This window comes from Chryseobacterium sp. WX (assembly GCF_029542485.1).
Lineage (GTDB): Bacteria > Bacteroidota > Bacteroidia > Flavobacteriales > Weeksellaceae > Chryseobacterium > Chryseobacterium cucumeris.
In genome coordinates this window covers 4,910,904-4,922,710 of sequence record NZ_CP120710.1, presented here as the reverse complement: position 1 = coordinate 4,922,710, position 11,807 = coordinate 4,910,904, and the positions used below count along the sequence as shown (strand labels likewise).

10 protein-coding genes are annotated in these 11,807 nt (G+C 37.2%); 5 read left to right on the top strand and 5 right to left on the bottom strand.

Annotated elements, in window-relative coordinates; translation table 11 throughout:
* Window positions 1-89: 89 nt before the first annotated feature.
* The 4 genes from PZ898_RS22620 to PZ898_RS22605 are packed head-to-tail and all read left to right on the top strand — an operon-like array spanning window position 90 to window position 2,343.
* Entirely contained in the window at window positions 90-326 is a 237-nt protein-coding gene (locus PZ898_RS22620; RefSeq protein ID WP_042720013.1) for a hypothetical protein, read from the top strand.
* A gap of 13 nt (window positions 327-339) precedes the next feature.
* Window positions 340-507 carry a hypothetical protein gene (locus tag PZ898_RS22615; protein WP_185151954.1) on the top strand — a complete coding sequence of 56 codons (168 nt, stop codon included), beginning with the start codon at window positions 340-342 and terminating at the stop codon, window positions 505-507.
* Window positions 508-525: 18 nt separating this feature from the next.
* Window positions 526-2,046, top strand: a complete 1,521-nt coding sequence (locus PZ898_RS22610; protein WP_277694293.1) for a MauE/DoxX family redox-associated membrane protein — start codon at window positions 526-528, stop codon at window positions 2,044-2,046.
* A gap of 24 nt (window positions 2,047-2,070) precedes the next feature.
* Window positions 2,071-2,343: a hypothetical protein gene (locus PZ898_RS22605; RefSeq protein ID WP_153394535.1), complete on the top strand. Its 273-nt coding sequence runs from the start codon at window positions 2,071-2,073 to the stop codon at window positions 2,341-2,343.
* 33 nt (window positions 2,344-2,376) lie between these two features.
* Here the strand turns inward: PZ898_RS22605 and PZ898_RS22600 are convergent, their stop codons facing one another.
* The 3 genes from PZ898_RS22600 to PZ898_RS22590 are packed head-to-tail and all read right to left on the bottom strand — an operon-like array spanning window position 2,377 to window position 9,293.
* The gene (locus PZ898_RS22600; protein WP_277694292.1) at window positions 2,377-4,935 is read right to left on the bottom strand and encodes a prolyl oligopeptidase family serine peptidase; all 2,559 of its coding nucleotides are present in this window, start codon (window positions 4,933-4,935) and stop codon (window positions 2,377-2,379) included.
* Window positions 4,869-6,245 carry a RagB/SusD family nutrient uptake outer membrane protein gene (locus tag PZ898_RS22595; protein ID WP_277694291.1) on the bottom strand — a complete coding sequence of 459 codons (1,377 nt, stop codon included), beginning with the start codon at window positions 6,243-6,245 and terminating at the stop codon, window positions 4,869-4,871. The genes PZ898_RS22600 and PZ898_RS22595 overlap by 67 nt, the downstream gene beginning before the upstream one ends.
* A 54-nt stretch (window positions 6,246-6,299) precedes the next feature.
* Window positions 6,300-9,293 (bottom strand): SusC/RagA family TonB-linked outer membrane protein, encoded by a 2,994-nt coding sequence (locus tag PZ898_RS22590; RefSeq protein WP_277694290.1) that lies wholly within the window; start codon window positions 9,291-9,293, stop codon window positions 6,300-6,302.
* A 673-nt stretch (window positions 9,294-9,966) separates the two neighbouring features.
* Here PZ898_RS22590 and PZ898_RS22585 point away from each other — a divergent pair.
* Window positions 9,967-10,215 (top strand): helix-turn-helix transcriptional regulator, encoded by a 249-nt coding sequence (locus tag PZ898_RS22585; RefSeq protein ID WP_277694289.1) that lies wholly within the window; start codon window positions 9,967-9,969, stop codon window positions 10,213-10,215.
* 148 nt (window positions 10,216-10,363) lie between these two features.
* On the opposite strand, the gene PZ898_RS22580 is transcribed toward PZ898_RS22585, so the two are convergent.
* Both PZ898_RS22580 and PZ898_RS22575 read right to left on the bottom strand, forming a co-directional pair.
* Window positions 10,364-11,113, bottom strand: coding sequence for a hypothetical protein (locus tag PZ898_RS22580; protein WP_277694288.1), 750 nt, complete (start codon window positions 11,111-11,113; stop codon window positions 10,364-10,366).
* A gap of 3 nt (window positions 11,114-11,116) precedes the next feature.
* Entirely contained in the window at window positions 11,117-11,803 is a 687-nt protein-coding gene (locus PZ898_RS22575; RefSeq protein WP_277694287.1) for a hypothetical protein, read from the bottom strand.
* Between the last annotated feature and the right edge of the window lie 4 nt (window positions 11,804-11,807).

Here is an 11,807-nt window from a genome sequence, read left to right as displayed (position 1 = left end):
AACAGTTTTTTTTAGCTTAAAAGCCGGATAATTTTGACAACAGAATTCTAATATAATCCGGCCGGGATAACCAAATTAAAATTATCAAAATGAAAAAGTTTATCCCATTTTTTAGCATAATGATCGCAACAGTTTGTCTACAAAACTGTACCCATCGAGATGAAGATATGATCTCAAATAGTGAATATATTGAAAAATCAGAGTCCACAATAAATGGCTTAGTAATGAAACAGGATTCTGCTAAATCTATAGAAGTAATTGAAGATCCTGGAACAAAAGACCCTCCTGTCAGGGACGGTGATAATTGGCGGCTTACTCAGGATTAAAAAGCAAAAAACTATGATTTCCCATACTTCCATATCAGTTACTACTGGCGTACCATGTCCAAAGAGTGGCATCTGGGAAAGTGTGGGGAATTTCAAAACAACCGTAGCCCTATTTAAGGGTGAACCGATGCCTGAATATTGCGGATGGAAAATCAGATGGAGACTGGTTCAGGTCTGTTAAACCCAATAATAACAAGCCATGAAAAACTTCCAAACTATCTTTATCAAAACTGTTTCCTGCTTTTTTATTCTATTGTTTGTTTATGCAAGTGTGAGCAAATTGTTAGATTTTGAAAACTTCCAAGTTCAAATTGCTCAGTCACCATTACTTAGTGCTTATGCAGGTGTTATTTCTTATGCTGTTATTATTGTAGAATTAATTATTGTACTGTTATTAATTTTTCCAAGCAGTAGATTGATTGGATTATACTTATCAACTGCTTTAATGTCAGCATTTACGATCTATATATTTCTCATTTTAAATTACAGTGAATTTGTTCCGTGCTCATGTGGAGGAATCTTAGAAAAAATGGGATGGACTGAACATCTGATTTTTAATATTCTTTGTGTAATTATGGGAGGTTTATCAGTTCTCACCACCGAAAGAGCAAATCACAAGACTACCCGTAAAACAGCATTAATCTTAGGAATTTCCAATATGTTGAGTTGTATCCTCGTCATTGTCTTGTTTTTCAAGTCAGAACACATCATAAAACAGGAAAACAATTTTACCAGAAGGTTTCTGATGCATCCTATTTTAAAAATAAAAAGTATGGATCTGGAGAACCATTCATTTTATTTTGCCGGTGCTAAAAATGAGGAGCTTTACTTAGCTAACCGAAGCTTACCTCAAAATATATTAGCAGTTGATTCACTTTTAAAGAAAGCTGTAAATACTAAGATTGATCTGGAGCTCAGCAAATATCCATTTAAAAAAATAGAGATTAAAGTTAAAGATCATAATTATTATATCTATGATGGAAATGTTCCCATCATATTAAAAGGCAAATTAGGTGATACACAAAATAAAGTCATCAGTTTGAATGATGCATTCTTTAGCCAGCTTGAAATTATTGATAGTAATAAAATTGCCATACGTACTCTTTCATCTCAAACCAAAAGTTTAATGCTGGGAACCATTTTAATCAATAACAATGGTAAAAATTTTGTGAAACTGTATCCTAATCTGCTTGAAAAGCAAATAGACGGTGTTTTTGATTCTGACGGTTATCTTTCAGCTGATCCTATAAAACCGACTGTCAGCTATATCTACAGTTATAGAAACCAGTTTCTTGTAATGAACCATTCCATGCAGCTTATTTACAGATGGAGAACTGTTGATACGACTAAAATCGCACAGATTAAAGTAACTCCGCTCTCCAATGGAAAATCTAAAATGTCTAAACCTGCATTAAAAGTCAACGGACATGCAATCGTATACAGAGGACTGCTATTCAACCCTGCTCAATTAAGAGGAAGGCATGAATCTTTAAACAGATGGCAGGAAAGCAAAGTCATCGACATCTATAATACTGCATCTCAGGAATATATTGGCAGTATGTACATCGACAATATTAAAAATAACAGCATGTCAGATTTTAGAGTTACCGACGAGCATTTGTACGCAATTGTTGGAAATCAGCTGGTACAATATAAACTTACCCAGCCCCTGAAAAAACACTTTAAAAACGGGGAAGCCGAAAACCGTGTTTCAGAGTAGGCAGCAAATCAAATATTTTTTATTATGAAAAAAATTCTTTTTCCTGTCATCCTGGTAGCACTGGGAACAGGGTCAGCTTTTGCCACCATGTTGGCAAAGAAGAGTACACGAGCTTTAGAGCCGGCTTACAGAATTGTTAGCTTGGGCGGTGGTCAGTTCCAATGTGAGGATGCTGATCAGGAATGCAGCAATATCGTTTCCGGTGATGTCTGTGAATGGGCATTGGACGACAGTGTTGAACTGCATAGAATCGGTTCAGGTACGATGTGCGGAACACCGCTTTATAAAATTCCTTAGTGCTTTATTGTATTAAGTATTAGATCAGGGACGCTATTCAGCGTCCCTTTTCATTTCTTTATCAATCCATCCTATATCTTTCCGGCTTTTCAGGTGATAGTCCCACCACTCTATGATTTTAGTATTAAGATCCTTGATGTCATCGGAGCCTTTCCTGATCGTATGTTCCTGATTTTCATACATCAGTACCACTACCTTTTTTCTGTTTCTTAATAATCCCATGTAAAAGCTCATGGTTTGTGTTGGTGGAATATTCGTGTCTCCCTTACCTGCCCAAAGCAATACCGGTGCATTTACTTTTTCAATAAAATTGATGGGATTATTTCTATAATACAAATCCTTATCTTCTGAAAAAGGAACTCCCATTGAAAACTGCCCGGTTTCAAATCTTGAATAGTCTGCTATTTTAAACAGTTCATTAAATGAAAAGTAAGTATTCATAATGTCACTTAGACCTGCCCCCGAGATATAGGTTGCAAACCTTTCTGAATGGGTAGCGATAAAGTTGGTCTCATAACCACCGAATGAGTGTCCTGTTAAACCAATACGCCTGAAATCAATATTGACATTTCCTCGAATCGCACCCAGTCCGGAATGAACACAATCAAGCGCCGAAATTCCCGGACCCCTGTCATCTGAAACAATATCTGGCCGAAAAACCATGTAATCGTTCTCAAGCAATAGGCGGATATTGAATCCACTGGGTCCCCAGGCGGGATACAGGTATTTGTTGAACTCATCATGCTGAATACTGTATACCTGTACCACCAAAGGATATTTTTTGGTCTTGTCGAATTTAATGGGATAATATAGAACCCCTTTCAGATATTTACCTTCACTATTGGTGTATGAAATAACATCCTGCTGCAGGTCTATCGCTTCTTTATCATGAAGGTTGGTTGCATAAAGTACCTTCTTTTGACCTGATGACTTGCTTTTGCTGTACAGCTTTGGAGAAAGGTTGTAGTTTTCTTCGATCGAATACATTAAATCATGCCTATCCTTATACGAGAACATTTTGATCCTGTTGCTGCTGTACGGCAGCATTTCTTTGAGTTTACCTTTATCATAAGAATAATATCCGGAATCATTATGGTCTTCTCTCCTGATATGAAGCATCAACGGTTGAGACATTTCAATAGTTCGTTGTGTTATCTTAAAAGATTCCATCTGATGAATCATTTTTCCAGTGTATTCATGAAAGCTGATTTTGCTGTTCTCTTGCTTGAAAACTGTTTTTACCACACCTGTTTCCAGATGATAATTGATCAGTCGGTCTCCTCCTGTAAAGAGTAAGCTGTCATCCGACATAAAGATCGGATAGCTCAGTGTTATATTATAATCAATAATTTTTTTCTGCTCTAATTGATGATCGTATACCATCCATTGATTCTTATACATCAGAAATCCAATGGTGTAACGACCACCTTTTCCTATTACCATTTCTGAAGCATTCTCAAAAACAAGTTCAGATTTATTTTCCAAAAGGTCATATCGGTATATATTCAGGCTTCGGAATCCCCGGTAATCATTATCCTCTTTAAGATTATACGTCCAAAAATAGCGTGGATTGTCTGTCGCTATATAGACCTGCATTGATTTGGGAGAGATTGAATGAACTTGATTGTTTTTAACATTCCATAGGCTATACTGATGATCGGTCCATCCTTGACCCTTATTACGCAGATACTTGTCTCCCCCATACCATATTTCTAGTTTTTCTATTTTCTCAGGAGTTTTCTTGACGGAAATATCAATCAAAAAAGTTTCGGAATGACCTGCTTCAGTTACTTTAATGCTTTGGGCTTCTCCTAGGCTGATCTGGTCGTTATAAAACAGTTGTCCGTCTGATATTCTTAACAATCTTGCCCTGATCTTTCCATTGGAATCTGTTTTTTCTTTTTCCTTTAGGACAATAAATCTCTCTGATTCTAAAAGATCCATCGCAACAATGTTAGCTGCAGTAGAATAAAGCAGTTTCATAGCGCTGCCATTCCATTTCAATATTTTATGAAATCCTCCACTTTTAGCAAGAATATAAACCTGTCCTTGCTCCGAAATAGTATAGTTCAATGTTCCTGCCTCATCGTGACGCACTTTTCCTTGGGAATTATAAATTTTCAGGTTTTTATCAGTACCCAATATTACATATTGCTTCAGGGGCTCATTGGCGTTGCAGCGCTGTACACTACCATAAATTTCTCTTTTTTTTGACTTCAGATCAATGAATTCAGCCCTGCCAGGTCCTGAAGCAAAAACAGCATGATTATTCAGAAAACTGATGTTGCTCTTTTTTAAAATGGTATCGGATGGGCTTACTGCTGATTGACGGTCAAACACAAAAACTGAATCAGAATTATTCGCGTACATTTTGGTCAGCAAAACGAATCGCTGATCATCGGATACTTTCATCTGACCAATCATTGTTGAGAACCGTGACATCCACTGGTCCAATTCCTTAATCGTTCTCTGCGCTTTATAGCAATGCAGAGAACACAGCAGAATAATAAAACAATACACTCTCATTAATAACCTAAATTTTGAGGATTCAGATGGGTATTGAGCAGCAGTTCCTGTTGTGGAAGAGGCCATACTTTGTGTTTATCCTGCCAGTTGGGCTTAGTCTGCTGTAGTTCATTAAGCTTTCCTGCTCTTTTCAAATCAAGAAAGCGATGTCCCATTTCTGTAAAAAACTCTTTTCTGTTTTCATTAAGGATTTCTTCAAGAAGCTGCTGTTGTGTAACAGCACTGCCAAGCAATGGCTGTCCCGCTCTTTGTTTGATCGGATTAATAAACGGTAAAGCCTCCGTCGTTTTATTTTGCTGTGTCAGAGCCTCTGCCAAAAGCAAATAGGCTTCTTCCAGTCTGAAGACAATGGAATTTTCTGTGGAGTTGGCAGATCTTGCTTTGTATTTTTCTGCTCTGTACCAGGTGTTACCCCCTACAGTAACCACCCCCATCCAATATTGCTTGCGAAGGTCTCCATTCTGAAATGAGCTGACCAAAGATGCGGAAAGCGCCACAGAGGTCGGAGCAACATTAGCAAAATAGTAAATCGTTGCTTCCCTTACCGCATCCCCATTGTTTTTAGGTCTGAGCTGCCAGATAATATGGCTGCCATTTTTAAGAAAGACCTTGGTAATATCATTTTGAAACTGATAGAGCGGACTCTGAACAACTGTTTTCAAGGTGGCTTCTGCCTCCGTCCATTTCAGCTGCTGCATCTGAACCTTGCCGAGAAGAAGCTGCGCTGCTTTTTTATTGATATAGATGCGTTCGTTATGACGGTAGGTATCGGAAAGCAGTTCAATAGCTTCTTTTATATCAGATTCAATTCTCATCAACACTTCTGCAGAAGATGTTTTTGAAATGCTCTGATTGATCATGTAATTGGTTGTCACAGGATACGGAATATCCCCGTAAACCTGCTGAACGTAGAAAAAGAGTAAAGAACGGATGACCAGGGTCTCCCCTTTTATCCTTGCTTTATCAGCTTCCGGAATATGATGCGCTTCTTTAAGCCCTTCAAGTATGGAATTGCTGACATATATTTTCTGATACGCAGCATTCCAGAACGAACTTACAAACTGATTGGAATCAATCTGTGTATTATTGGACAGTTCAGGCAATCCATTGGTTGCACTGACTGCATAATAGGTCAGGTCATCAGTATAGAGACCGAGAAGCCTTCCGCTTTGATCTCCGGTGACAGGTGATGACTCCCATAATCCTGCATACAATCCTGATAGTACTGCGTTGGCAGTCTGAGTATCATTGAAGACGGTTTCTGACAACATTTGATTGTCAGGCAATTCCACTTCAAGAATTTTTTCACATGATACGGCAGTACTCATCAGATAGATGAGCGCTGCCATTATTATACTATTGAATATTAATTTCATTGTTTTTGTATTAGGTTAAATAATCTGGCGGCATTGCTTTCCGTTAAGGATGCATCATAGCGTAAGCTGAATACCAAATGAATACGTCTTCAAAGGAGGCAGGAATCCGAAAGTGGTCATCTCGGGATCAATTCCAAAGAACTTCGTCCACGTCAAGAGATTCTGCCCCTGAAAATAAAGCTTGACTTCCCTGAAAACACCTGAATCCAAAGAAAGATTATAGATAAGCTGCACATTTTTAAGTCTTATAAATGAAGCGTCAGAAACACTGGCATCACTATTTTGAAACAGGCTGTGCGAAGAATTAGACGTGGAGCGGTACGGCATATAAAGTCCGTTGGGATTCGTAGGCGACCATACATTCAATGCCTCTACAGGGAGATTCGCCATGATGCCCGGAGAAGACATTGCTGAATTATAGTTTCGGCTCTGTTGCTTTACAAACTGCAGCAAAAAAGACAAGTTCCAGTTTCGGTAACGTAATTCATTGCTTAGTCCTCCATAAAACTGCTGTCCAAGGTTTCTGATTACCTGTCTGTCATCCGGTGATGCAATCTTTCCATCGCCATTGAAATCGGTAAAATCATAGATCAAAGTATTAGGGTTTACCCCCTGAAGCTGGTAGAGTTTAAGAATGTTCACAGGTTGCCCGATCACATAAGTATTAGCATAGGATGAACCTTCAAGTCCCGGAAAGGAAATCAGCTTGTTTCGTGGAATGGTGATATTGAATGAGCTACTCCATGAAAAATTTCCTTTACTGATAATTTTGCCGCTGGCCTCAAATTCAAGTCCTGTATTCTGAATAACTGCATCCAGATTAGCCAGTACACTGCTGAATCCCGTTACCGAGGAAAGCTGGTAGCCTACCAGTTGATTTCCTGAACGGTTTCGGTAATACGCAGCGCTTATGTTAAGCCTGTTGTTAAATAGCCCCAATTCAAGAGCGACTTCTGTTTTGATGGTTCTTTCCCAGCTGAAATCAGCATTGTAAAGTTTTGTTGGAGCCAGTCCGGTGCTGCCATTATAGATGAGGTTGGCGGTGGCAAAAGTATCCAGGTATTGGTAATCCCCAATATTATCACTTCCTGATGAACCATAACTCCCTCTCAGCTTTCCAAAACTGAGCCATGAGATGTTCTTCATAAAGTCTTCTTCCGAAAACAGCCATGCTGCCCCAATGGCACCGAATATTGCATATTTATTATTCGGACCGAATCTGCTGCTGCCGTCTCTTCTTCCTGTAAGATTAAGGATATATTTTTTATCGTACTGATAGTTGATTCTGCCGAAAAAAGCACCGTATCGGTATTCAGTATTGATCTGGTCAAGAACCACTTTATTGATCGCAGCACCTATATTATAGATAAATGCATTACTTTCAAACCCTGTTCCCTGAATTTCACCCCGGTCTGAAACATCTCTCTGATAGGTCCCTCCCAGCAGTACATCAAATTTATGTTTACCTGTTTTGTACATCCAGCTTATCTGAGGTTCTACCACCATAGACAGTCTGTTCTGGTTGGATTTTGAAGACATTGAATTGAGGGATGTTGCTCCTGCAGAAGGACTATACGCTGTACTCGGGCGAAGTGACCATTCTTCAAAAGTCTGATAAGTCAAGCCTCCGTTGAGCTTAAGCTTAAAGTTTTTAAAAGCTTCATATTCCATGCTGATGTTGTTAAGGAATTGCAGATTGTTATTGGAATAAGAGTTCTCAAAGGCAGCTGCGGGATTCGTAAACGTATTGTTCTCCCAGTTAAGGTTGCCTTCTGAATCATACAGAGCAGGAGCATTGGGAGCCAGAATATACGACTGCCTTGTCGCATCAGAGGTAATCAGGTTATTGTCTGTTGCTGTAAAAATATTCGATGAGTTGAAACTGAATTTTCTGTCAGCAGACCTATGGCTGATATTTCCTGAAACGGTATTGGTTCTGTACCTGAAATCCCTGCCGAACACCGTGGTTTGATCGTTATGACCAAGACTGAGCAAGAAATTGGTATTTTCGCCTCCCCCACTGAGTGACAACTGGGTATTAGACAGGGCGGCATAATGACCAATCAGTTCTTTTCTCCAATCCGTATAACGGTTGGAATCCCAGGTTCCATTGATGTCATAGGCATTAGCGGGATAGACAGAGATATTGCTGTTGGCGAATGCCTGTTTTCTCATATCAAGATACTGAGCAGTATTCATCATTTTGAGGTTTGAAATGGCATGGCTCAGGCCATATGAAGAGTTCAGGGTCAGTTTTACCTTTCCCCTTTTCCCTTTTTTGGTGGTCACCAGTACCACTCCATTAGCACCTCTTGAACCATAGATAGCGGTAGCATCCGCATCTTTCAGGATTTCGAAACTTTCAATATCGTTAGGATTGATACTGTTCAGCGGATTGATATCTGCATTGGGAAGGATGCTTCCGGCATAGGAGGAACTGATTCCCGTAACCACTGGAACACCGTCAATAATATAGAGTGGCTGATTGCCGTCAATGACAGAATTGCTTCGGGTCCTAAGGCTGTTTCTGCCTCTGATCTGAATATCAAATCCCCCTCCGGGAGTTCCTGAATTCTGGGTGATACTGACTCCTGCCATTCTTCCCTGCGCTGCTGACAGGACATTGTTGACCGGCTGATTTTCTATATCTTTTGCTGAAACTTTGGCGATACTACCGGTTCTTTCTTTGTCTTTTACCTTGTAGTAGCCGGCGTTGAGAATAACTTCTTCGATTCCCTTTACTTTTTGTTCTAAGCTGATATTAACGACGGTCTGATTAGTGAGTGCAAATTTTTCTTCTGCATAATCAGGGTGTCTGAACAATAGGATGGTATTTTCTGCTGAAACCTGTAAGGTATAGGTTCCGTTGTTACCGGTCATGGTTACCTGATCACTACCCTCTTGGGAGATTATGACTCCCTGTAAAGGTTTACCTGATGCAGTAACGGTACCGGAAATGGTGCGTGTCTGGGCTTTTGTAGTAATGCTTACAGTGGTAAACATGAGCCCAAAGAAAATGCCTCCTATCTGGTAATAGGAATTTTTCATAGATTTGTAAAGGTTTTTAATTTTTTAAAGATTAATTACTGAACTACGCTCTTTCCCGTTGGTCTCCAAACTGCATGGGAAGGGGCTTTTTTCTTTCTTCTGATTTTTAAGTTGAGTAGTTTTTTGATTCATTTTTTAGATAAAAACTTTCCAGATGCCCTTTGGTATGAAAAAGGACTGGTGAGGTTCTGTAAGCAGTGACTGAAAGGCACCGGAAAGAATTTAATATGAATGAAATCTGTGTTCCCGTGTAAGCTTTTTAAAGCCGCAATAGGTTGTACATTCCTATTGTATCGTGTAGTCTGATACTATTTTTAGGAAGCGGGCTTAGATTTTTGGCGATTGCGGGCAACATTAGAAAAATAAAGCGTGGAACTTACTACATCATCGCTTGTACTAGAGGCATCGCCAAACACCTTGCAACAAACTCCGTAAGTAAGCCCACGCCTAGGTCGTGAGCTACTTTACTTATGGTCTCGTTGCGTTTGTTTGAAAATTGGCGATTTTCTAGTACGAGATTCTAAGCAATAGCTTCTATAATTAAATTTGAAGTATCACAAAATTACTTTAATAAGTAATCTTTTCCAAATATAATAAAAAAATACAATGTGGGAAATAACACCCACTAAATATTTTATCTTTCTATGCAAATTGCCATCAATTTGATATTGATATGGCAACAAACTCTGAAAAAATTGCATTTTTAACAGGTTTCGGGAAAAGAGTTCAGGCATTAAGAGAAGAAAAACAACTTAGTCTTAGGCAATTGGCGCAAAATTGTGAAATCGATTATAGTGATATAGGTAAAATTGAAAAGGGTTTGAGAAATATTCAAATGTCTACAATATTAGAGCTATCTAAAGGATTAGATGTTTCTCCCCAAGAATTATTTAATTTTAAAATAAATGAAAATCCTAACTAATAGTTAGGATTTTTTATTAGTTACCAATTGCGTTGTAATAAGACTCCGAACATTGTTGGAGAACTTGCGCATTACAGATTGTATTTATTGCCGCGCGTAAAACAATATAATTCTTTTTGATTAGTTGATTATTATTTTTCATAGTTCGCTAACCTTTCATTTTATATAAATAGTCTAGGGCATGATACTTCTTTAACCGGATACCTTTCCATCTAGATAAATCACCAGTAGATAAATCGTATAAATGTTTCGTATCTAAATTATATTCAATCTGCAATTCTGAAAAAACTTTACTTTCGTTTATATAGTCAAACCTATGTGATTGTAAACTTTTCTTTGTTATAAGTTTTGTCATAGCTAATTCCGAGTAAATCCAAGGAGAAATTATCTTATTAACAACTTCATTTGGCTTAACAGAATTTGGAGTATTTATAAATATTAGACATTCACAATTATCTATCATCTGCATTAAAGCTGTATTTAGCATCATATTAACATGGCTAGCTGCAAATAATACATGGTCATAATCAAGTCCCCTTTGGGGATTTTTACTGTATCTATTATCAATTAATTTTTGTAAATCTTTGTAATATCCCCATATACATGAGTCTACAAATACTTCCAGATCAAAATTATCTTTCAACCAACCCGCTAATGCAATAACTAAATCTTTATCCGCATGAGAATGAGAAAGAAAAATATCTGTATTAATCTTTGGAAACCAATTTGATTGCATTTTATCTCCGTTTAAACTTCCATCACTCTTTTCAAATTCATTTAAAGTTTTTTGTATTATTCTCTTATGCTTTATAAAAATTTCATTTCCAATATTTACGTAATAGTCAAAATAATCAAAGAAGTTCTTATTAAATTTTTTTAATTCAAATCCTATATACATAACCTATTTATTAGTTTTAATTACACATATACATTTTTCGTTTTTAATATTTTTCTTCATCCCAGCATTGAACATTGAGTGATTTATTAATAGCACTAATATTATTAACATTCCATAAACAGATACAATCGTCCTTCCCATTAGACAGGCCCAGAAATCGCACAAATATTTAACTGAAATAAAATAAGTTATTATAAATACCGATACTAGAATTAAAATATTTGAAATTATTATTTTAAAAAAAATAGATTCAAAACTTAGAAAAGAAATTAAAACTCCTACTATACAAAATGATAGTATTGCTTTTATTATTATTTTTCTATTCTGATCTGTTAAGTTAGAATTTGAAGGGGTGATATAGTTCTTATAATTCATATCCAGAATTAGATTATTATTCTGGGTATTAAATTGTTCTATAGTCTTAGAATAGATATAGATATATCTTCTTTCTTGTTGAAGAAAATAGGCATTTGTAAACCAAAACAAAAGAATAATAAGAACAATAATTACGATTTCAACAGGAAGATTGTAATCTGAGTATTCAAATAAATAGTTTCCTTCAAGCTTATTTAAACCAAATATTATTCCTATCAAAGTTATTGCCCATCCTTTTATAATGAACGAATTTGTACTCATACGATTTATTGTATTTTGTACAAATTCTAAATGTTTAAGTATTTTGTCACTCATGGTT